Here is a 23,513-nt window from a genome sequence, read left to right on the forward strand (position 1 = left end):
AGTTTGGCGAAAATTTTCTATTTTTATTTTTTCTTCTTCTCGAAAGTGTTGTAAACGCTTTCTCTACCTTCTATAATGAAAGAAAATTCAGATATCTACAAGGAGGATTCTATGCTGCAAGCTGAAGTTTTGCCGGAACAGGAAAAGCCGTTCAACGAGTCTCATTTAGGAACCAGTGAGATGCACAAAAGCTATCGAGTGGATCTTCGCACATTTTCTGAAAAAGAGTATAACAAGTTTGTCAGGGTGAATACGGTCAGTGACTGGTCTTTGCTGTCCTGGAAAGATGTCGGCCGCCCGTTTGAGGTGAAAAATTATTCTGTGGATAGACATCAATATGAAGAAGAGCATGGCAAACCGATGAGCGTTCATACTTCCTGGCAGTATTTCAACAGATCTTTTCATGAGTGGTTTTCGAAGGATGTCCCTCTGGAAAAGCAGAAAGAAAAAGAAAAATTCTTAAAAAGCCTCAAGTCCTTCCAGCCCGGCACCGTAAAGTCAGCACTTGGCGATGTTGTCCGGATACAGCTATGGAATTATGTCCACCGAATACAGGACGGCATCTGGGATCCGCGTGGAAAGCGGGCATTATTCGAGGGCCTTGATGTGTCCAAGCCGCGGATTCTATTTCTCGGTGCAGCCGAGGGGTATGAAGCAATGCAGCTTGCCGCCATGTACCCAGGGTCCAAAGTGACGATGGTGGATTATGATGAGTATTGCAAGACTACGAGGTTTGAGCACTTTCCGGATTCCTACCCTTTTCTTGGTGAAAACCCTCAAACCGGGCAGCCCAAAGTCTATTATAAGGATGATTTAAATATTGAGTATGTCATAGACGATATCCGCAACCTTTCTTATGGAAAGGAATTTGACATTGTCATATCGGTTGGCCTGCTCGAGCATTTCCCTGACGAGTATAAACCGGAAGTAGTGGACTGGCACCGGAAATTTCTCAAACCGAATGGCTATGTGGTCATGACTACGCCGCGTAATCAATTGCGGTCGCGAATCTACTATAATATCTTTGCTGACGTGATGAATCACACATACCGTGAGCTGATGACGGTCGAACAGATGGGTTTATATATGTATGAAAACGGATTAGATATAGTGAAATCCGGTTATATCAAGGTTCATAATGGCATCATTGCCAAAGCTCGCTAAGGTTTATTTTTCCTCCTATGTAACATTTTCATTTCATCTCCGTCTACTTCAGTAATAAATGAAATGATTGGAGTGATGAAGGTGAAAAAACGATGGATCGGAGCTGGGGGTCTCCTGCTCATTACTGCACTCGTGTTTATTTATTTTAAGCAGCCTGCTGTAGAGACCGGCGCTCAAAGCAACGATAGAAATATTGTCCTTTCTGATAAAACTTGGAACCTTGAGTTTTCTCAGCCCATTAAGAAACTCAGTAAAGATGCTATTTATGTAAAAAATCAAAATGGCGAAAAGGTCCCTGTTAACATCACCATCAGCGATGACCGTAAAAGCGTCCTCATCCATCCGCCTGAAGAAGGCTATTCTACCGAAACAGAATCATTCACTCTGCACATTTCCTCTGCGGTCAAATCCTCTTTGGGACTTCCGGTCCGAGGAGATAAAACAGTTGAATTTGCAGTCGTCCCTACCCTCCCGGAAGTAAAATCACAGAAAGACCTTCAACAGTATTTCAAATACGCCATTAAGAGAGAAAAAGAAAACAGGCCGAAGTTTTCTATTTTTGACAGAGGAGTCTCAGAAGACTCTGCAGACGACAGCGGTTCCGCAGCTGAAGGAGCGATGGAGACGGAGCAGGCGTCTTCTTCCAATGAGCACAGCATGACCAATAACCAGGTGCAGGGAGTGGACGAAGCTGATATCGTCAAAACGGACGGCACCTACATCTATCAGATCGCCTCACAGCAGCTGGTCATAACAAAGGCTGAGCCAGTCAGTGATATGGAGGTCGTTTCATCCATTCCCTATGAGAATACCTTCTCCCCTCAGCACCTGTTTCTACAGGACGACAAACTGGTAGTCATCGGAAATAGCTGGAATGACGGATACCAGGACAGACCTCATGCCGAAAAAAATTTTGTAGAAGCTAATCTAATGCCGATGCACAGCGTGATGAAAACACATATTTACGATATCTCCGACAAGACAAAACCAGAGCTGTTAAGGGAGTTCGGCATGGAAGGAAATTATGTTGCAGCCCGTAAAGTAGGTTCTTATGTCTACCTTGCCGCCAGCCACCACCCAGACTACTGGATGCTTGAGGAGAAGGATGACGTTGAGCTGAGACCGCGGATTACCGACAGCTTAAACAGTGAGTCACCGGCTTTCCTGGAATATAAAGATATTAAATATATGCCGCAGTCCACCGAAACCAACTTTACCCTGCTTTCGGCAATCAATCTTGATGAGGTTACTTCCGACATCCTCGTCGAATCCTATCTGGGAAGCGGCCATCAAATCTATATGTCGAAAGAAAATCTTTATATGGCATTATCCAGATACTACCCTGCAGGCGAAAATCCAATGGCGTCTGCAGACACGGAAGTTTATAAGTTTTCCATAGACGAATCCAGCATAGAATTTTCCGGCATGGCGAATGTAAGAGGAACAATCCTCAACCAGTTTTCGATGGATGAACACGAAGGGAATTTCCGGATTGCTACAACAAAAGGAAACACATGGGGAGATGACAGAAATCCATCGACCAATAACCTGTACATCCTTGATGAAAATTTGAAGCATATTGGAAAAGTCGAAGACCTCGCCAAGGGGGAGCGGATCTATTCAGTCCGGTTTATGGGAGACAAAGCGTATATGGTTACATTCAAACAGGTGGATCCGCTCTTTGTCATTGATACAAGCGACCCTTACTCACCTGAAGTTCTCGGAGAGTTGAAGATCCCCGGGTTCAGCAACTACCTCCACCCATTGGATGAAAACCATCTAATCGGTTTCGGCTATGACACCAAGCTTGTAAAGGATGACAAATCGTCTAATACAGAGCCACTGGTCCTGACAGGCGGCATGAAAATCTCTCTGTTTGATGTCTCTGATTTCCATAATCCAAAAGAAAAGGATACCGAGATCATCGGCGGCCGCGGAACACATTCTTATTTAATGGAGGATCACAAAGCTCTCTTTCAACATCGAGAAAAAAGCTTGTTCGGGTTCCCTGTTTCCGTTTATCAGGATAAAGAAGGAAGTATGTATGAACAAATTTTTGATTACCAAGGTTCTCTTGTTTACGAAATCACCCCTGAAAATGGAATCATCAGAAAGGCGCAGATAACGAATTCTGAAGAAGATGAGATCTATGAGCACTGGGAGCATCAGGTGCAGCGGATGCTCTATATCGGAGAAAATCTCTACACCCTTTCTCCTGATCAGATTCATGCCTACAAACTGAATGACTTCACTAAAATGGGAGAGCTTGAGATTCAATAGACAATACTATAAAAAGAGGATGAAATTTGTAACCATTTCATCCTCTTTTTCATATTTACGGATTTATTTATCTCTGAAAAACCTTTGCTCATAGTAATAGGATATAAACCACTTCAACTTTTTTTACAATAATAGCCTATTTTTTATGTATAAAGGCAATAATGGATAGCAATGCGGAAAGGAGACTTTGCATATGAGTGTTTCTTTTTATCAGCGATTTCTGAGATGGCCAATCCTTGTGAGAACTTTGGTCATCGCCCTTACAGCCATTTCTGCTTTTGGAATCCTAATACATATTATAGAACCTGTCAATTTCCCTACTATTTTTGATGGCATATGGTGGGCGTTGATTACGACTTCAACAGTCGGATATGGAGATTACGTCCCTTTAACAACTTCTGGAAGAATCATTGCCATGCTGCTCATTTTTCTGGGAGCCGGTTTTCTGACAACCTATTTTGTCACGCTGGCTGCCTCTACTGTTACCAAGCAAAATGCTTACTTAGAAGGGAAAGCTTCTTTTATGGGAAAAGAACATACAATCATTGTCGGCTGGAACGAACGGTCAAGAGAAATCATTGATCAATTGCTTTCCTTTGACGGCAGCAATCTGGTTACCTTAATCGATGATTCCTTAACGGAGAATCCTTATAAAAATCCTCTCATCCATTTTATAAAAGGGCAGTCATTTAGGGATGATATTTTAAAAAAGGCAGGAGTCAATACTGCTGAAATTGCAGTCATCACCGCCGATCAGAATAAAAATGAAATCGATGCTGACATGAACACAGTGATGACTCTGCTGGCAATGAAAGGAATCAACCCAAAGCTTTATTGCGTAGCTGAAGTTTTGACAGGCGATCATATCGCCAATGCTGAGAGAGCAGGTGCTGATGAAGTCATCCAAACGAATAAACAGACCAGTTATATCATCATGGACAGTATCTTATCCAAGGGTATGAGCACAACCATCCTTGAGCTCTTGAATCATTTAAAGGGAAATAATCTTCAAGTCATCGACCCTATTGAAGAATGCCATAATAAAACCTTTCAAGAAATAAGCAATTTGCTGCTGAAGCAGAATATTATCCTTTTGGGATTAAAAAAAGGAGAGCGCACAATCGTGAACCCTCCATTGGAAACAATCATTTATGCTGACGACGGACTACTGGTGATTTCCACTGAGAAAGGCAAAAAGAAATCAGGTTAGGAGCTGGTCTTCCAGTTCCTTCACCAGCTCAACGCCAACAGCAATATATTCTTCTGGAAAACTGGCATCTGGATCCTGCGGTTCTGAGAACTGGTTGGTCGTGCCGGAAAATGTTCCTGTGGAAGCATGATCATCCAGCCCGATCTGGTACTTATGCGACAGCAGGAACGGCCTTCCGAATTCCACAGTGGCTCCACGGGAATCCAGCTGTCCGTCCACTGCAGCAAACGGCAGCCTTAAAAATTGATACCCTACCTCATCATCAATTTTATAGTCAAAATAGCCATGATCATAATCCCAATTGCCGCCAATATCATACCCTAAAGGCTTAAGCTGCTGCTCTAGCTTATATAACTGAAAATGCTGCCCCTCCAGTTTAGAAGGAAGTTCAATCATTCCAAACACTCCTTTCTTTTACGTTAGTTTTTCCCAGAGTGGCTGGAATAAGTCATTAAACACAAAAAGTCATTGAGTGATCAAAAGTGTGGAGGCGTCTAGAGTAGAAATCATTCCGTTCAGATAATTACTAAGCGCTGTTGTGGAACTGGAGGACAAATTTTTTCCATCAGCCACCCCTGGAATTCTGGTTACGGGCCGGTATCCTTCGAAAAAGGACTGCTTATTGGTCCGCAAATTCTGGTTACGGGCCGTTATCTTTCAAAAGAGGGCTGCTCATTGACCCGCAAATCCTGGTTTCGAAAATGGGGAGCTTATTGGCCCACAAATTCTGGTTACGGGCCATTATCCTTCCAAAAAGGGGTTCTCATTGGACCGCAAATCCTAGTTACGGGCCGTTATCCTCCAAAAAAGGACTGCTCATTGGCCCGCAAATCCTGGTTACGTGCCGGTATCCTCCAAAAAAGGACTGCTCATTGGTCCGTAAATCCTTCTGCAAAAATAGTTACCACTTTTACTCTGTTTGGGTTATGAACACAGTGGAGATTGAGTTTATACAAAAAAAGCTGACACCCAATGATGTCAGCTTTTTCTATTTCTTATTTCAAACGCTTCTCAAGCTCAGCTTTCTTTTCTTCAAATCCTGGTTTGCCTAATAGAGCGAACATGTTCACTTTGTAAGCCTCTACTCCAGGCTGGTCGAATGGATTAACTCCAAGCAGGTAGCCGCTGATCGCGCAAGCTTTTTCAAAGAAGTACACAAGATATCCGAATGTGTAAGCATCCATTGCCGGGATCTCGACAATCAGGTTCGGCACGCCGCCGTCTGTATGGGCAAGCAATGTACCTTGGAAAGCTTTATTGTTAACGAAGTCGACTGTTTGGCCGGCGAGGTAGTTCAAGCCGTCAAGATCGCTATCCGCTTCTTCAATGGTCAGTTCATGGCGCGGTTCTGAAACCTTGATGACCGTTTCAAATAGGTCTCTTCTTCCTTCCTGGACATACTGCCCCATGGAATGAAGATCAGTGGAGAAATTAGCTGATGCAGGGAAAATTCCTTTTTGGTCTTTTCCTTCGCTTTCGCCGAACAGCTGCTTCCACCACTCGGAGAAGTATTGAAGACCCGGCTCATAGTTGATGAGCATTTCAATTGTTTTTCCTTTGTTGTAAAGGACATTTCTTACAGCCGCATATTGGTACGCAGGATTCTCTTCCAAGTTATCCGTGCTGAAGTCCTGTCGTGCTGCTGCTGCGCCCTTCATCATGGCTTCGATATCGATTCCGCTAACCGCAATTGGCAGAAGCCCCACTGCTGTAAGAACAGAATAGCGTCCTCCTACATCATCAGGTACCACGAAAGTTTCGTAGCCTTCGTCGTTCGCTAATGTTTTAAGGGCGCCTTTTGCTTTATCAGTCGTTGCATAGATACGTTTTTTCGCTTCTTCAGCACCGTATTTCTCTTCCAGTTTTTTACGGAAAATACGGAATGCGATGGCAGGTTCCGTTGTGGTTCCTGACTTGGAAATGACGTTGATGGAGAAATCCTTATTTTCAAGAAGATCCATCAAATCCGTCATATACGTGGAGCTGATATTGTTTCCTAAAAACAGGACTTGAGGCGTCTTGCGCTGTTCTCCTGAAAGAGCGTTATAAAAGCTGTGGTTCAGCATTTCAAGCGCTGCCCTTGCTCCCAAGTACGAACCGCCGATTCCAATAACAAGAAGGACATCCGAATCGTTCTTGATTTTCTCAGAAGCTTTCTGGATGCGGGAAAACTCTTCTTTATCATAATTTTCCGGAAGGTCTACCCAGCCTAGAAAGTCGCTTCCTGCCCCTGTTCCTTCATGCAAAGAGTTGTGCGCCGTTTTGACAGCATCTTTTAAGTATGTAATTTCATGTTCTCCAAAAAAGGAAAGAGCTTTTGAATAATCAAAGCGTACATGTGTCATATCTATTACCTCCTATTAAATTATTCCTAAAACCACTTTATCGAAAGCTGTGATGATAATCAAGAAAGGACATGACTTGAAAGCGATACCAAATGGTTTTTTTCTAAAAACTTTCACGAAATGGCCGTGAATCGTTCAAAATTCTCCATGCAATCAGTTTATATCCCTTTTCATTTGGATGGAGGGAATTACTGAAATATTCCGCTTTGGACTTATTTTTAAAAACTCCATTCAAGGGAATGAAATTGATTCCCTCATACTCCGCCGCAAGCTTCTTATTCAAGGCGTTCCATTGGTTGAAGTGTCCTTCTATCTCCGAATTACCGGGATACGGATTATACAAGCCGATTAAGTGAATCGGTGCTGAAGGATTTTCTTCTTAAGGTGTCCAGTATGGAAGTCAGGTTTTGCTGATAATCTTCCTTTCCATCACGTATTTTCTCCTCTTGAAGATTATCCATTTCGCCTCCGTTGCTGTTGATCAAGTCATTTGTGCCAATGAATACAATCATTCCATCAGCTTTGCAGACCTCTCCCCTGGTTTCTTAGCTCTCAAGCTGTTTCAGTACGCCGTTGGTTTCCTGGCCGACAATCCCATAATTGGCAATCTCAATCGGCCCTGTCTCGTACTTCTGGTTGAGGACAGATTCCAGCTTATCAACATATCCTTCGTCACCTTTATCTCCAAATCCATATGTCAGGGAATCTCCAAACGCAACGATGGTTTTCTCCTTTGCCTCATAGTGTGCCCAGCCCACTAGAGCAGAAACCACGAAGATGCCCAAAATCGTATGCAATACAGGCCTCATATTAAAATCCTTTCCTGTAATGGAGAGAAAAATGAACAAAGGGGACTGCACCTTTAAAGGACAGTCCCATAGTAATCTTATAGTGAAGCTTTCAAAATTGCTTTTACGTCCTCATGCTTTAAGGAGCGGAAATTACCAAATTCTCCATTGGCCATTGCTTTGTCTGCCATTACATCGATGTTTTCGTCATTGATGTCATAATCGGCAAGTTTTGAAGGAGCCCCTAGGCTGCTCCAGAATGCGGAGAGCTTATCAATTCCTTCCAAACCGATTTCTTTATCTGTTTTACCCTCAGGATCCACATCGAAAACACGAACAGCCATTTGTGCAAAACGAGCTGGGTTAACGTCAATATTATGTCTCATCCAGTTAGGGAAAAGGATTGCCAGTCCGCCGGCATGTGGAATGTCGTAGACAGCTGAAACGGCATGTTCAATATTATGAGTCGCCCAATCGCCTTGATAGCCCATTTGAAGCATTCCGTTGAGCGCAATTGTACCGGAGTATAGGATAGTTTCTCTATGCTCATAGCTCTCCAGGTTTTCCAGAAGCTGTGGAGCCGTTTCAATCACTGTTTTTAAGGTGGATTCACACAATCTGTCCTGCAAAGGAGTATGTGTCGCGTTATGGAAATATTGTTCAAAGACATGCGACATCATATCAACCATTCCATAAATGGTTTGGTCTCTAGGGACTGTAAAGGTATTCTGCGGATCTAGGATCGAGAATTTAGGGAATACAGCCGGACTTCCCMAGCCATATTTCTCATGTGTTTCCCAATTGGTGATGACCGATCCAGCATTCATTTCCGATCCTGTTGCTGCAAGGGTAAGAACGGTTCCAAATGGAAGAGCTTCTTCAGCAGCAGCTTTCTTTGTCACAAGATCCCAAGCGTCGCCATCATACTTAGCACCCGCAGCAACCGCTTTGGTGCAGTCGATGACACTTCCGCCTCCTACTGCCAGCAATAGCTCGACGCCTTCGTTTTTACAGATTTCCACTCCTCTTCTTACAGTGGAAATACGCGGATTCGGTTCGACACCGGAAAGTTCATGGACTTCAGCATCAATTTCTTTTAAAAGACCCGTCACTCTATCATAAAGACCATTGCGTTTAATGCTTCCGCCTCCGTAAACAAGCAGAACCTTTTTACCGTACTGAGGAATTTCTTCCTTTAATTTTTCTACCTCATCTTTACCAAAGATCAATTTCGTCGGATTATAAAAAGCAAAACTGTTCATTTTGTTACCTCCTCTATTTATTATGGTGAATTTGTATTCGTTGGTGCTTGTTAAATACTATTGTTGATTAAGGCCGGCCCATATGTAAAAAACCGGGCTTCCATACCTTGTCTTTATTATCGAGTATAATGTTCCCTTATTGCAAAGAAAATGCACAATGATATTTTTTAAAAAGGGGATGCATAATTAAGCGGGAAAAACAACAAGCTATTAGTGAAACATTAAATAAAAAGTGCCGAGTGTACTTTCTATCGTAACCGGCGCCTACTCAATTAGGAGGTAACAACATGAGTACAATTCAACGCATTGCACTGGTCCTTACTATCATTGGAGCTATCAACTGGGGCCTTGTAGGGTTCTTCCAATTTGATCTTGTTGCCGCTATCTTCGGCGGACAAGATTCAGCGCTTGCCCGTCTGGTTTATGGTTTAGTCGGTATTGCCGGCCTAATCAATATTGGTCTTCTGTTTGCTCCTTCTGAAGAAGCAGAGCAGTCTCCTGAAGCCCGTCCAACTCGATAAAAATGACAAAAGACAAACTCCGGAAAAGGGAGTTTGTCTTTTTTGGGGGCAAGTTTACTGCGTTAACCACATCCAGCTTCAGCGCCTGAGGGTCCGTACCCACCGGAACGGACTTAGCCCCTCGGGTCAAATAACCCTCAGAGAATAAAAGGGAAGACCGCCTTTTTTTCTCTTTGGAACATTTGCCTGTCGGGGCTGTTCAAGGCGCTTACGCTTTTGTTCCGTCCAGCTTCAGCGCCTAGCCCCTCGGGGTCAAATAACCCTCAGAGAATAAAAGGGAAGACCGCCTTTTTTTCTCTGAGGAACATTTGCCTGTCGGGGCTGTTCAAGGCGCTTACGCTTTTGTTTCTATTTTAGAAGCCTCCGCAGGATCTTCAGCCCATTTTGGGAATTGGGGTACTTAAACGAAAAATCAAAAAGCGTGGTTTGCTTCAGGATACTTTTATAATGTGAAAACGTCGAGAAACTGCTCTCACCGTGATAGCTGCCTATCCCGCTTTCCCCTACACCTCCAAATGGAAGATGGGGAGTCACGATATGCATGAGCGTGTCATTGATGCATCCGCCCCCAAAGGAAAGATTTTCAGTAATATCCCTTTCCACATTTTCGCTTCCAGTGAACAAGTAAAGAGCAAGCGGCTTAGGCCTGCTTGTAACAAAAGACTTAACTTCTTCCAGGCTGCCATAGGTAAGCACCGGGAAAATCGGTCCAAAAATCTCTTCTGTCATGACAGGTACTTCGGTTGACCGGGGCTTCAACAGGGTAGGTTGAATCTGAAGGGTCTCGTCACTGAATCCTCCTCCGTAAATCACTTCTCCATCACTTAAATAGCTTTTCAAGCGTGTATAGTGACGCTCATTCACTACCTTACCATATTGGTCACTTTGGAAAGGTTCATTCCCATAGAACTCATGAACCGCTTTTTTATATTCTTCTATGAATGATTCTTTCACACTTTCATGGACGAACAGGTAATCCGGTGCTATGCAGGTCTGTCCGGAATTGGCCAGTTTTCCAAATGCCACCCTCTTTGCCGCGAGAGACAAGTCAGCATCCTCATGCACAATGCAAGGGCTCTTCCCGCCTAATTCAAGCGTGACAGGAATCAAACGCTTTGATGCTGCTTCCATCACTATTTTCCCTACAGGAACACTTCCTGTGAAAAAAATATAGTCGAATGGCTGATCCAGAAGAAGCTGATTCGTTTCGACTCCGCCCTCCAAAACATGAATCAATCCCTTTTCAAAACCCTCAAAGAGTTCAGCCAGAACCCTGGAGGTATTCGGAGTGATTTCAGATGGTTTCAGAATAGCTGTGTTTCCTGCCGCCAAAGCCCCGATTAACGGAGAAATCGCCAATTGGATAGGATAATTCCAGGGCGCAATGATTAAAGAAACGCCGTATGGTTCCGGTATACGATACCCTTTTGACCCAAAATGAGTCACCGCTGTTTTCACTTTTTTCGGCTTTGCCCAGGAGTCCAAATTCTTCAATGTAAAGTTGATTTCTTCAAGCAAGATCCCTATTTCCGTCGTGTAGGCTTCTCTTTCAGATTTATTTAAATCATCATGCAAAGCTTTCAGGATTTTGGATTCATTCTCACGAAGCACTTCACCCAATTTCTTGAGGTGTGCTTTTCTTGCTTGAAGCGGCCTTGTTTTGCCTGATCCATAATAGGCTTTCTGAAGGTCAACCGCTTCCGTCACTTCCTCTTTTGATTTCTCTGGTATGGTTATCCCGCTCATTAAAAACTCTCCTTGAATTGAGTGATTTAGTATCATTATATACCTTTACCCAAGTATTTACTTCTAAACTTCGGTTGGCCTGCTCTCTAAATTGGTTACAGGTGATTCAACTTCCATACTGGAGCTGCCGGGCAGGATATCGGCGGTAAAGGAGGGTTTTTCGGCGAGCGCAGCTCTTTTATCAGCGGTTTTTTAAGTTTATCGGCGCTATTTAAAATTTATCGGCGAAAACCACCTGTTTATCGGCCAAACGACATTTCTCAAAAATCTCATACCTACTGATTTCAACACCTTCCAACCAGTGAGCCGCCATTCCTCAAAAACTAAAAAACCGACCAGGCACAAAACCTGATCGGCATTTCTTTAAACCCAGCCTCTGAACCTGGAAGCTTCCGCCATCTTGCGGGCTCCTACCATGTAGGCTGCCAAGCGCATGTTGACTCGGCGGTTCATAGACGTTTCATACACGTTATTGAACGCATCCACGATTTTGGAGTGAAGTTTTTCATTCACTTCTTCTTCTGTCCAGTAATAACCCTGGTTATTCTGCACCCATTCAAAGTATGAAACCGTTACTCCGCCGGCACTCGCCAATACGTCCGGCACCAGGAGAATGTCCCTCTCTGAAAGGATTCGTGTTGCTTCAAACGTTGTCGGGCCATTCGCTGCCTCGACTACGATGGATGCTTTGATTTTATGAGCATTGTTTTCAGTGATTTGATTGGAAATGGCCGCAGGGACAAGAATGTCGCAGTCCAGCTCCAATAATTCCTGATTAGAGATTGTGTTATCAAATAAGGTTGTGACGGTTCCAAAGCTGTCACGGCGATCTAACAGATAATCAATATCCAAGCCTTTAGGATCATGAAGTGCTCCGTGTGCATCTGATATTGCTATGACTTTCGCGCCTGCTTCATGCATGAATTTTGCCAGAAAGCTGCCCGCATTACCGAAGCCCTGCACGACAACCCTGGCGCCTTTAATATCGATGCCTTTTTTCTTGGCAGCTTCCTCGATGCAGATTGTGACGCCTTGAGCTGTTGCTTTTTCACGCCCTTGCGATCCGCCCAGAACCAATGGCTTTCCTGTGATGAAACCAGGGGAATCATTTTCACGCAGACGGCTGTATTCATCCATCATCCAAGCCATGATCTGTGAGTTTGTATATACGTCAGGGGCCGGGATGTCTTTCGTTGGACCGACAATTTGGCTGATTGCCCGGACGTAGCCGCGGCTGAGCTTCTCTAGCTCAGTGAAGGACATCGTTCTCGGATCACAGATAATACCGCCTTTTCCCCCGCCATACGGCAGATCGACAATTCCGCATTTCAAACTCATCCACATCGATAATGCTTTCACTTCTTCTTCATCCACTTCAGGATGGAAGCGGACGCCGCCTTTTGTAGGGCCGACTGCATCATTATGCTGAGCTCTGTAACCTGTAAAAACTTTAATCTTTCCATCATCCATACGTACAGGAATACGTACAGTCAGCATACGAATCGGCTCTTTCAACAACTCGAACATTTCTTCGGTGTAGCCAAGCTTGCCAAGCGCATCGTTGATGACATGTTGAGTAGATGTAAACAGATTCAGGTTTTCTCCCATTGAAAAATTCGCCTCTTTATTGTGTAGTCTAAAACGATGTTATTGTAACATACAACCTTATGATGTCTTAATAGATTCCTCCTGAAACTGACAGGTTCCTGAGGCTGCAATTCACCCCTCTTATTTCGAAAGGACTTTCTGGATGCGCTCGATAGCCCAATCAAGGTCTTCCTGGCTGATGATCAATGGAGGAGCGAACCTGATGACTGTTTCATGAGTTTCTTTGCACAACAGGCCTTCTTCTTTCAGTTGTTCACAGTAGCCGCGGGCAGGTTCAGTCAGCTCAACACCGATGAATAATCCTCTTCCGCGGACTTCCTTGATCTTAGGGTTGTCGATTTCCCTCAGTTTGTTCATAAAGTACTCTCCCAGTTCAAGAGAACGCTCGGAAAGTTTTTCATCTTCCAGCACTTCCAGTGACGCAACCGATACGGCACATGCCATCGGGTTTCCTCCAAAAGTTGAACCGTGGGAACCTGGATTGAATACACCCAGAACCTCGTTGTCTGCCACAACACAGGAGATTGGGAACACACCGCCGCCAAGAGCTTTACCAAGGATGTACATATCCGGTTCAACATCTTCCCATTCACAGGCAAACATTTTACCAGTACGCGCAAGGCCGGCCTGGATTTCGTCTGCGATGAACAAGACATTATTTTCTTTACATAGCTCATATGCTGCTTTCAAGAATCCTTCAGGAGGGATGACGATTCCCGCTTCCCCTTGAATTGGCTCAATCAAGAATGCAGCTGTATTCGGAGTGATGGCTTCTTTCAATGCATCAATATCTCCGTACGGCACCAAGTTTATTCCGGGAAGCATCGGTCCGAAACCTCTCTTGTATTCGTCTTCAGAAGAAAGGGAAACAGCGGACATAGTACGGCCGTGGAAATTTCCTACACAAGCGATGATTTCAGCCTGATTATCGGCCACACCTTTCTTGTCATAGGCCCAGCGGCGAGCAGTTTTGATAGCTGTCTCAACTGCTTCAGCACCCGTATTCATTGGAAGTGCCATATCTTTATTTGTCAGTTTGCAGATTTTTTCATACCATGGTCCAAGCTGATCGTTGTGGAACGCGCGTGAAGTCAGGGTCACACGATCGGCTTGATCTTTGAGGGCCTGGATGATTTTCGGATGGCGGTGGCCTTGGTTTACCGCGGAATATGCGCTGAGCATATCCATATATTTGTTTCCTTCAGGATCCTTCACCCATACACCTTCAGCTTCAGAGATGACGATTGGCAGGGGATGATAATTATTTGCACCATATTCTTGGGTTTGATCAATAATAGATTGAGAGTTTTTTGACATTCGATTTTCCTCCTGATCAATTAGTTTTAGTAAGTATGAAAAAATTGCATGAAAATATGTCTATTTATAATCAATGGAGCCTCCGCTTGAAGGCTCCATTATATTGTCAGTCTTATAGCATTTCTGATGTTGTTTTAGCTTGCATATGAAGAAGCAAGTAGTCTGGTCCGCCCGCTTTGGAATCGGTACCGGACATATTGAATCCGCCGAATGGCTGGTATCCAACGATTGCTCCTGTACATCCGCGGTTGAAGTAAAGGTTGCCGACATGGAAATCTTCACGTGCCTGCTCGATGTGTGCACGGTTGTTCGTGATGACAGCGCCAGTCAAGCCGTAATCTGTGTTGTTCGCTACTTCGATCGCATGGTTGAAGTCTTTTGCTTTTGAGAAAGCGACAACAGGTCCAAAGATTTCTTCTTTCATAATGCGTGCTTCCGGATCAAGGTGTGCAAAGATCGTTGGCTTGATGAAGTAACCTTTAGAGTCGTCACCTTCTCCGCCGATCATCAATTCGCCTTCTTCTTTACCGATTTCAATGTAGCTCATGATCTTATCGAATGCAGCCTGGTCATTAACAGGTCCCATGAATGTTTCACGGTCTGTTGTGTCGCCGACTGTTAATTCTTTTGTCAGTTCAACGGCACGTTCAAGAACTTGATCGTAGACATCTTCCACGATGATCGCACGGGAGCATGCAGAACATTTTTGGCCTGAGAATCCGAATGCGGAAGCCACGATTGATTTAGCCGCTAATTCAAGGTCTGCTTCTTTATCAACCACAATTGTATCTTTACCGCCCATTTCAGCGATGACACGCTTCAGCCAGATTTGGCCAGGCTGTACTTTAGATGCGCGCTCATAGATGCGTGTACCTACATCGCGTGAGCCTGTGAATGATACGAAACGTGTTTTCGGATGATCCACGATATAATCACCCATCTCAGATCCGCTTCCTGGAATGAAGTTGATTACGCCTTTAGGAAGTCCGGCCTCTTCAAGAACTTCGATGAACTTGGCTGCAACAACAGGAGTCGTTGATGCCGGCTTCAGAAGGACTGTATTACCGGAAACGATCGCCGCTACAGCTGTACCAGCCATGATTGCGAATGCAAAGTTCCAAGGGGAAATGACTACACCTACTCCCAATGGAATGTAGTTAAATTGATTATATTCGCCAGGACGGCTTTCCACTTTGAAGCCTTCTGCTATGCGCAGCATTTGGCGGCCGTAGTATTCCATGAAGTCAATTGCTTCCGCTGTATCCGCGTCTGCTTCATTCCAAGGCTTACCTGCTTCTCTTACAAGGATAGCTGAGAATTCGTGCTTGCGGCGGCGGACAATCGCAGCTGCTTTAAACAGAATGTCTGCACGAGTCTCAGGCTTTACTTTTCTCCAAGACTGGAACGTGTCATATGCTTCGTTCATTGCTTTTTCAGCTAATTCACGGCTTGCTTTGGAAACACGTCCAACAACCTGCTCCTTGTTTGCCGGGTTCACAGAAACGATCTTATCTTCAGTCGTAATCTTTTCTCCGCCGATTGTCAAAGGATAATCTTGACCCAGATAGCTGTCCACCAGCTTTAGGCCCTCTTTAAAAGCTTGCTGATTTTCTTCTTTAGAAAAATCTGTGAATGGTTCATGTTTGTACGGAATCAATTTCATTTCCCCCTTTATCTAAAATAAAAATTTAGTATTTTCATAATTATGAAGAGTTTAAAGAGCAAAAAATATTTGCATTCAGAAAACCCTTACATATATAATAATGCAAAAGATAGTTGCGTTTTTCAAGCTTTTTGTTTGATTTTTTTATAATTTTTTAAAAATGGCTGGACTTCATATGTATGAAGCTGAAATTTCATCCATTCATGATAAGCTTCAACGCTTGCTGAAAAACTATCTTGCACACTACACTATTACACTGTTAAACAGTCTTTCAAACTTATAAACCTGATTCTTTGAAATTTTCCTGAAATTTTTACAGAGGCAGCAGACAAAAAGGAGAGAAACCATATGCTTGGGAACGGGATGCAGGAGTTAATATATCTCTATGAAAAAGTATTGGACTCCATAGATGCAGGCGTTCATGTTATTAACTCAGAAGGAAAAACGGTCATCTACAATAAAAAAATGATGAATATCGAAGGAATGGCGGTCGAGGATGTCCTCGATAAAAACCTTCTTGAAGTCTTTCAATTTCATTACGGCGAGGAAAGCACCCTGTTGAAGGTACTGCGCACTGGAAACCCGGCGCTGAATGTTAAGCAGACTTATTTTAATATCAAAGGCAGCGAGATTACCACCATCAATAACACCTATCCGATTTTCAACGAAGGTGCGCTTACAGGGGCGATGGAAATTGCACGTGATGTTACCAAATTGGAAAAACTGATCCGCGAGAATCGCAGCAAGAAAGAAGATCTCCACTATACATTTGATCATATTATTGGGGAAGATACCGAATTCAAGGAAGTCATCGAAAATAGCAGGCGTGCTTCCAGGACATCTTCCCCTGTCTTGATTTCCGGCGAGACAGGGACGGGTAAAGAACTTTTCGCCCAGAGCATCCATAACGGCAGCCCTCGGGCAAAGGAACCCGTGATCAATCAGAATTGTTCCTCCATACCCGATTCAGTGATGGAGGAACTGTTATTCGGGATCCATAAAAAGGATTCTGGAGAGGACATGGAATCAGCAGGATTATTTGAACAGGCTGCGAACGGGACATTGATTCTTGATGAAATCAACACGCTGAGCCTGACGCTGCAAACCAAGCTGTTAAGAGCATTAAGAGAGAAAAAAACACGGCGGCTCGGCTCAAATGTGGACCGGCCTTTGAAATGCAGAATGGTTTGCACGATTAATGAGGACCCCATTGATGCCATTTCGGAGGGCAGACTCAGGAAAGAGCTCTACTATCAACTTAGCGTCGTTTCCATCTTTATTCCACCGTTACGGGAAAGAATGGGTGATTTGGAGACTTTGATTCATTACTTCATCGAGAAATATAACGGCCTTTTCGGCATGGCAATCAAAGGTCTGGAAGATTCCGTGCTGGATAGATTCAAAAACTATGACTGGCCCGGAAATGTTCGCGAATTAGAACACGTTATTGAAGGCGCCTTTAATTTGCTGGGGACCGAAGACATCATCGGCTACAACCAGCTGCCGGTCCACTTCAGGCAGCGGACACAGCTTTCAAGCGAGAAGGAACTGGACACTAACGCTGAAGATTTTCTGTTTGACGGAGACAAAGAGATCAAACCGCTGGAAGATTACATGGCACAGGCGGAAATCTACTATATCCAGAAAGCTCTTCTACATCACGATTACAATATCACGAAAACCGCAAAGGTTCTTGGGATGAGCAGGCAGAATCTGCAATACCGAATCAAGAAATTTGATATTGGGCGTCCAGATTAAAGAAGAATAAAAATAAAGCAGCTGGCCGAAATAGGCCAGCTGCTTTATTGGTTGTTGGGATTTCTTGTTTGTACCTTAGACTAGTCAGCTGCCGATATTGGCAAGGCTGCTTTACTCTTTTTTATCTTCTTCGTCATTTTCATCTTTTTCGTCTTCTTCCTTCAGCTCTTCCATAGCCTGGTGTGTCTGAGGAAAGCCATTTGCCGACCATTCAGCTCGATAAGCGTGGTCTAATTCTGTAAGGCCTTTTTCCTCGTCTGTTTTATCCGCATCGGGACTTTCTCTCTGATCGATCTTCTTGCTGTTTCTCATATCCGTATCCTCTATCACTTCAGGATCATCACCTTTCTTCTTCTTGATGGCTGCCGTAGCCAGCGCTGCTCCACCTGCTGAAACCAGTGATCCCACGATTAGACCCTTAGTCGATTTTTTCATGGTAACCCTCCATTTCAATTTATGTGTCTATTACTCTATACCCTTTTCCCCCTCTTTTAAAAACTTGGTTTTCAAAAGACTATAATGAGCAGAGGATTGGGTGCCCGATGATTCACTCCGCAATATCCTGTACGAGGGAAACCTGACATAAGAAAATACGCACGCTGGTCTCTCTCAAGAAGACGATGAGGGACACCTGACACGTAAAAAGCGCACGCTGGTGTCACTCAAGAAAACGACGAGGGACACCTGACACCCAAAAAGTGCACGCTGGTGTCACTCAAGAAAACGACGGGGAACACCTGACACCCAAAAAGTGCATTCTGGTGTCACTCAAGAAAACGACGGGGAACACCTGACACCCAAAAAGTGCATTCTGGTGTCACTCAAGAAAACGACAAGAGACACCTGACACGTAAAAATCGCACGCTGGTGTCACTCAAAAAAACCACGAGGGACACCTGACACCCCAAAAGCGCATTCTGGTGTCWCTCAAGAAAACGACGAGGGACACCTGACACGTAAAAAKCGCACGCTGGTGTCACTCAAGAAAACCACGAGGAACACCTGACACCCAAAAAGTGCATTCTGGTGTCACTCAAGAAAACGACGAGAGACACCTGACACGTAAAAATCGCACGCTGGTGTCACTCAAAAAAAACACGAGAGACACCTGACACGTAAAAAGCGCACGCTGGTGTCACTCAAGAAAACGACGAGGAACACCTGACACCCAAAAAGCGCATTCTGGTGTCACTCAAGAAAACCACGAGGGACACCTGACACGTAAAAAGCGCACGCTGGTGTCACTCAAGAAAACGACGAGGAACACCTGACACGTAAAAAGCGCATTCTGGTGTCTCTCAAGAAAACGATGAGAGACACCTGACACCCAAAAAGCGCATTCTGGTGTCACTCAAGAAAACGACGAGGGTCACCTGACACGTAAAAAGCGCACGCTGGTGTCACTCAAGAAAACGACGAGGAACACCTGACACCAAAAAAGCGCATTCTGGTGTCACTCAAGAAAACGATGAGGGACACCTGACTCCCAAAATGCGCATTCTGGTGTCACTCAAGAAAACGACGAGGGTCACCTGACACCCAAAAGCGCATTCTGGTGTCTCTCAAAAAACCAAAAAGGGACACAAAAAATAACAACCAAACTCACAAGAAGAGTTTTTTACACAAAAAAAAGAACCGGCTGAAAAAAGCCGGTTCCGGTTCTTGTTCAATCATTATTTCTTGATTAGGTCTTCACGCTCGGATTGCTCGATCCACTCTTCAAGCTTGTCTTTAAGAGTGTTGAAGCCCGTTGGAGCAGATTCAGCTGCCGGAGCAGATTTCACGCTTCCTTGACGGCGCTTAGGCTTTTTCGCAGCTGCTGCAGCTTTTGGCTCTTCTGCAGGCGGCTCTTCAGTCGCACGGATAGAAAGGCTGATTTTGCCTGCCGCTTCATCAACTGATAAGACTTTTACATTAACTTCATCTCCGACACTAAGATGCTCATTGACATCTTTAACGAATCCGTGTGTGATTTCGGAAATATGAACAAGTCCTTGTGTATTTTCATCAAGAGCAACAAATGCACCGTATGGCTGAATGCCTGTTACTTTACCTGTTACAACGTTTCCTGTTTCGTATTTTGTACTCATGGGAACAACTCCTAATTATATATAAATTTTCTCCTTTTTACGCAATTATAAATTATATCACAGTTGGCAAGCTTACGCAAAAGTTCTCAACTTCTTATTAGATAGTTTTCCCGTTTTACCTATCATAAAACATCTTCACAACCGTTTTTTTTCCTTAATTTTAACGTTCATCAGGCAGATAAAATTCATCCCAGTGATCTGGTTCAGTAAAACCATTCTCTTTCAACTTTTGATAGTAAGGCATGATTCGTCCAACAGTTTCTGAATCAGGATGAAGCTCAATCATTTTCTCAAAGGATTCTTTTATATCCTCTTTCAGTGTTCCATCTCCATGAAAAAGAGGCTGCGCAGGGGATCCTTTAGTATAGGCCCTCAGCAAGGTATTGTATTCCATTTTGAACTCTTCAAGAAATTCAGAGCCTTCAGGAAGACCTTCAAGCGTTTCTTCATAAAGAAGAAGGTCTCCCCCCGCTCTCATCCAGTTCGTGGTAATGATGCCGTCATTCAGGCTTTCCGGTAAACCCTTAAGTCTTAGGACATTTCTAAATACCTCGGGAAGTTCAGAAGATGAAAGTATGAATGAAATATATTCCAGATCAGTTTCAGCCCGGAATCCGCCGGAAACTTCTGAGTAAGTTAGTAAAATCCCATTATCTGTTGCACCTTCCACCAATTGAATCAATTCGTCCGAATAACTGCTCTCTCTATCCATCAAGAAGTCACGGCTCACGAGGCTGCCATCTGAAGCCTCTGCTTCCCACTCTTTTCTGTATCTTTGTATTTCATCTTCATATATCGGCAGAAGCCCTTGATGGATCTTATGATACTCCTTTACCCACTGACCTGCTTCTTTTTCCGTGAGTGTTTTTCCTTTTATATCAAACAGAATTTGCTGAGGTGTTTTTAACATAGCATCCAGGTTTTCCTTCACTCTCTTCAAGTGATTACCGTCCTGTACCGGCACTTCTCCCTCTTTTAGCTGCTGCAGATTGAAGAAAACATAATCTTCTGCAACTCCCCCCATTTCTGATCGCCGGAACCCTTTTTCCGTCATGCCAAGGCTTCCAACCGCCTGTGTTTTTCGGATAGTGTAATGGCTTTCTATTTCATGGGCAATCTCCGCCGGGTCTTGAGCCGGCATCACCGCCTGTTTCACATCTTTAAGCAATCCAGGGCTTTCTCCTCCAATAAATTGAAACATTAGAATAGAGGCAATGATCAGAACACCGATAAAGCTTGCAGCGTATGGCCAATGAATGCCAGTCCGTTTCTGTTTTGCGGGTTTTTGCTCTTTTTCGATGGCTTTCATGACTTGAGATACATCTGTTTTAGCAGGCATCCTCTCATACTGGTCATTAAGCTTCTTCATCCGTTCTTTCAATGATTGATCATCCATGTTTCTTCCCTTCCTTCTTTTCCTCTTCTATAAGAGCTTTTTTCAGCAGGTTCTTCCCTCTAAGCAGCCTGGTCTTGACAGTCGAGAGATTCAACAAAAGGATGTCTTGGATCTCTTCGTACTTCTTATCATGAAAATAATGCAGAATAATCGGGATTCTGTATTTTTCATCTAGTTTTTTTATGCATTCATGAAGAAGCCTTTCCTCTTCTTCCTTGAAAAGCATGTCTTCAGGAAGCTCATCAGTGAGAAAGGGTTCCTTAGCCAGCTTTTCTGCTTTGAAGAGGTAGCGGTTTTCTTTTTTTATAAAATCCCTCGTTACGTTCAAGGTGATTTTATAAAGCCAGGTAGTGAATTTTGAATGGGTAAATTGATGTAAAAATCGGTAAACTCTTATGAAAACTTCTTGAGAAATGTCCTGAATATCCTTGAGGGAAGCTCCCAATTGAAACGCAAACCGCTCGACAACCGGTGAAAACCTCTTAACCAGTTCACTGTAAGCAGACAAATTCCCATTTTGAGCCTCCTTAATAAGAAAAGCATCTTCCATTTCCTGACCTCCTTTTCTCTTCTTTTGTCATTATGTAACGCTTGTTTTCCAATAATTGTTTCAATTTATAAGGAAATATATCTGATTAGTAGAAATCGTCTGTACACTGAGTGGAAATCATAGTAACATGGTGAAATCATCTTAAGGAAGGAGAGAAAAACTTTGAAAAACAGTGATCAGTGGTCATCCAAATTAGGCTTCATTCTGGCCGCAGCCGGTTCCGCTATCGGACTGGGCGCAATATGGAAATTCCCTTATATGGCCGGCACCAATGGAGGCGGGGTATTCTTCCTGCTCTTTATTCTTTTTACTATACTTATCGGTACCCCAATTCTGCTGGCTGAGTTTGTCATAGGAAGACGCGGCGGGGGAGATGCCGTCACTTCTTACCGGGCTCTTGCTCCTGCTTCACTCTGGCCGCTGGTCGGCTATTTCGGTACATTCATCTCATTGGTTATTTTATCATTTTACAGTGTGGTGGGAGGATGGATTCTCTCTTACCTGGTGCGGAGCCTGTCAGGAGGGCTGACCGGCATGTCACAGCAAGGCTATGGAGCGTTGTTTGAAAGCATCATCAGCCGGCCATGGGAAGTCCTGCTGGCTCAATTTGTTTTCATGGTGCTGACGGTCCTTGTGGTAAAAGGAGGCATAAAAGCAGGCATTGAACGAGCCAGTAAATTTATGATGCCTGCTCTATTCGTTCTGTTTTTTATCCTCGTTGTTCGTTCACTGACATTGGAGGGGGCAATGGAAGGTGTTCGATATTTATTGCAGCCGGACTGGAGCTATCTAACGGCTGAGACAGCTCTGCTTGCATTGGGACAAGCTTTTTTCGCCCTAAGTGTCGGGATTTCTGTAATGGTCACCTATTCTTCCTATTTGCCTAAAACAGAAAACATGCCAAATTCCGCTTTCAGTGTTGCCGGATTGAATATCCTTATCTCATTACTCGCCGGACTGGTCATCTTTCCTTCCGTTTTCGCGCTGGGATTCCAGCCTGATGTAGGACCAGGACTGGTCTTTGTCGTCATTCCTGCGGTCTTTAACGAAATTGCGTTCGGCGGAGTGTTCCTTGCCATCTTTCTCGTTTTGCTGCTGTTTGCTACTTTGACATCCGCTTTCTCTATTCTTGAAATCATCGTTGCCGTTATGGAAAGAGGCAATCCCCGGAAGCGCGGAAAGTCTGCTTGGTTTGCGGGTACCCTTGTATTTGTTGTCGGGATCCCAAGTGCTCTCTCATTCGGAGTCTTAACCGATTTTCAAATCATCGGGAAATCATTTTTTGACTTCGCCGACTTTATCGCCAGCAACATCGGCCTGCCAGTCGGGGCGCTGCTGATCAGCATCTTCACCGCATATGTATTGAAGAAATCCGATGTAAAAGAAGAACTGCAGAGAGGATCCGGCATGTCAGACGGACAGTTTGAAATACTCTATTTCCTGATCCGCTTCGCCGTTCCGATTGCCATCATAGCCGTTTTTCTGAACTCAATGAATATCCTTTAACCCTTTAAAGCACGATAAGGGACTGTCCCTCACGGGTGTTGATTAACCACAATATGTAAAATAAACGGTTTCATTAGACAAAAAAAACCACCCTCCTTTAGAATGATTGTTACCGCTAACAACACAAAAAGGAGAGTGGTTTCATTGACTAACTTTAACAAACTTTCTGAGATTCTTCAAACTTTCATTACGGATGAGGAAGTAGCCGACCTTTGTGAGAAGTGGGGGTATGAAGACACAGCCAGGAAGTTATCAGCCCACGATCTAATACGATTTTTTGTTATATCCTCTGCGAAAAAATGGGAAAGT

19 protein-coding genes are annotated in these 23,513 nt (G+C 44.0%); 6 read left to right on the forward strand and 13 right to left on the reverse strand.

The window, feature by feature from the left end; translation table 11 throughout:
• Positions 1-111: 111 nt before the first annotated feature.
• From FZC78_RS21915 to FZC78_RS21925, 3 genes are all read left to right on the forward strand, one after another.
• Positions 112-1,164, forward strand: coding sequence for a class I SAM-dependent methyltransferase (locus FZC78_RS21915; RefSeq protein WP_148942206.1), 1,053 nt, complete (start codon positions 112-114; stop codon positions 1,162-1,164).
• Between the two features lie 81 nt (positions 1,165-1,245).
• Entirely contained in the window at positions 1,246-3,444 is a 2,199-nt protein-coding gene (locus FZC78_RS21920) for a beta-propeller domain-containing protein (protein ID WP_187445056.1), read from the forward strand.
• A 193-nt stretch (positions 3,445-3,637) separates the two neighbouring features.
• The gene (locus tag FZC78_RS21925) at positions 3,638-4,654 is read left to right on the forward strand and encodes a potassium channel family protein (RefSeq protein WP_148942208.1); all 1,017 of its coding nucleotides are present in this window, start codon (positions 3,638-3,640) and stop codon (positions 4,652-4,654) included.
• On the opposite strand, the gene FZC78_RS21930 is transcribed toward FZC78_RS21925, so the two are convergent.
• The 5 genes from FZC78_RS21930 to FZC78_RS21945 all read right to left on the reverse strand — a co-directional run bounded on the left by FZC78_RS21930 (position 4,646) and on the right by FZC78_RS21945 (position 9,049).
• Positions 4,646-5,050 (reverse strand): YugN-like family protein, encoded by a 405-nt coding sequence (locus FZC78_RS21930; RefSeq protein ID WP_148942209.1) that lies wholly within the window; start codon positions 5,048-5,050, stop codon positions 4,646-4,648. The genes FZC78_RS21925 and FZC78_RS21930 overlap by 9 nt on opposite strands.
• A gap of 599 nt (positions 5,051-5,649) precedes the next feature.
• Complete coding sequence (locus FZC78_RS21935; RefSeq protein WP_148942210.1) at positions 5,650-6,999, reverse strand: glucose-6-phosphate isomerase; 1,350 nt, start codon at positions 6,997-6,999, stop codon at positions 5,650-5,652.
• 335 nt (positions 7,000-7,334) lie between these two features.
• On the reverse strand, positions 7,335-7,511 hold the full coding sequence (locus tag FZC78_RS23955) for a hypothetical protein (protein WP_187445057.1): 177 nt from the start codon (positions 7,509-7,511) through the stop codon (positions 7,335-7,337).
• Positions 7,512-7,544: 33 nt separating this feature from the next.
• Positions 7,545-7,796, reverse strand: a complete 252-nt coding sequence (locus FZC78_RS21940) for an SGNH/GDSL hydrolase family protein (protein ID WP_148942211.1) — start codon at positions 7,794-7,796, stop codon at positions 7,545-7,547.
• A gap of 89 nt (positions 7,797-7,885) precedes the next feature.
• Complete coding sequence (locus FZC78_RS21945) at positions 7,886-9,049, reverse strand: iron-containing alcohol dehydrogenase (RefSeq protein ID WP_148942212.1); 1,164 nt, start codon at positions 9,047-9,049, stop codon at positions 7,886-7,888.
• A 287-nt stretch (positions 9,050-9,336) separates the two neighbouring features.
• Between FZC78_RS21945 and FZC78_RS21950 the strand changes: the two genes are divergently transcribed.
• A complete protein-coding gene (locus FZC78_RS21950; protein ID WP_148942213.1) occupies positions 9,337-9,570 on the forward strand; it encodes a DUF378 domain-containing protein in 234 nt (77 codons plus the stop codon).
• A 348-nt stretch (positions 9,571-9,918) separates the two neighbouring features.
• Here FZC78_RS21950 and FZC78_RS21960 read toward each other — a convergent pair whose 3' ends face one another.
• The 4 genes from FZC78_RS21960 to pruA form a co-directional block, all read right to left on the reverse strand.
• Complete coding sequence (locus tag FZC78_RS21960; RefSeq protein ID WP_148942214.1) at positions 9,919-11,316, reverse strand: aldehyde dehydrogenase; 1,398 nt, start codon at positions 11,314-11,316, stop codon at positions 9,919-9,921.
• Between the two features lie 363 nt (positions 11,317-11,679).
• On the reverse strand, positions 11,680-12,924 hold the full coding sequence (locus FZC78_RS21965; RefSeq protein ID WP_148942215.1) for a Glu/Leu/Phe/Val family dehydrogenase: 1,245 nt from the start codon (positions 12,922-12,924) through the stop codon (positions 11,680-11,682).
• Positions 12,925-13,044: 120 nt separating this feature from the next.
• Positions 13,045-14,241, reverse strand: a complete 1,197-nt coding sequence (locus FZC78_RS21970; protein WP_148942216.1) for an ornithine--oxo-acid transaminase — start codon at positions 14,239-14,241, stop codon at positions 13,045-13,047.
• 112 nt (positions 14,242-14,353) lie between these two features.
• On the reverse strand, positions 14,354-15,904 hold the full coding sequence (gene pruA / locus FZC78_RS21975) for an L-glutamate gamma-semialdehyde dehydrogenase (RefSeq protein WP_148942217.1): 1,551 nt from the start codon (positions 15,902-15,904) through the stop codon (positions 14,354-14,356).
• Positions 15,905-16,252: 348 nt separating this feature from the next.
• On the opposite strand from pruA, the gene FZC78_RS21980 reads away from it, so the two are divergent.
• On the forward strand, positions 16,253-17,662 hold the full coding sequence (locus tag FZC78_RS21980) for a sigma-54 interaction domain-containing protein (RefSeq protein WP_148942218.1): 1,410 nt from the start codon (positions 16,253-16,255) through the stop codon (positions 17,660-17,662).
• 111 nt (positions 17,663-17,773) lie between these two features.
• Here FZC78_RS21980 and FZC78_RS21985 read toward each other — a convergent pair whose 3' ends face one another.
• From FZC78_RS21985 to FZC78_RS22000, 4 genes are all read right to left on the reverse strand, one after another.
• Positions 17,774-18,097, reverse strand: a complete 324-nt coding sequence (locus FZC78_RS21985; protein ID WP_148942219.1) for a hypothetical protein — start codon at positions 18,095-18,097, stop codon at positions 17,774-17,776.
• A gap of 1,238 nt (positions 18,098-19,335) precedes the next feature.
• Positions 19,336-19,752: a S1 domain-containing post-transcriptional regulator GSP13 gene (yugI, locus tag FZC78_RS21990; protein WP_148942220.1), complete on the reverse strand. Its 417-nt coding sequence runs from the start codon at positions 19,750-19,752 to the stop codon at positions 19,336-19,338.
• Between the two features lie 160 nt (positions 19,753-19,912).
• Complete coding sequence (locus tag FZC78_RS21995; protein ID WP_148942221.1) at positions 19,913-21,148, reverse strand: hypothetical protein; 1,236 nt, start codon at positions 21,146-21,148, stop codon at positions 19,913-19,915.
• A complete protein-coding gene (locus tag FZC78_RS22000) occupies positions 21,141-21,698 on the reverse strand; it encodes an RNA polymerase sigma factor (RefSeq protein ID WP_148942222.1) in 558 nt (185 codons plus the stop codon). Before FZC78_RS22000 ends, FZC78_RS21995 begins: the two co-directional genes overlap by 8 nt.
• Positions 21,699-21,860: 162 nt before the next feature.
• Between FZC78_RS22000 and FZC78_RS22005 the strand changes: the two genes are divergently transcribed.
• The gene (locus FZC78_RS22005; protein ID WP_148942223.1) at positions 21,861-23,204 is read left to right on the forward strand and encodes a sodium-dependent transporter; all 1,344 of its coding nucleotides are present in this window, start codon (positions 21,861-21,863) and stop codon (positions 23,202-23,204) included.
• The last annotated feature ends 309 nt before the right edge of the window (positions 23,205-23,513 follow it).

Source organism: Rossellomorea vietnamensis (genome assembly GCF_008180415.1).
Classification (GTDB): domain Bacteria; phylum Bacillota; class Bacilli; order Bacillales; family Bacillaceae_B; genus Rossellomorea; species Rossellomorea vietnamensis_C.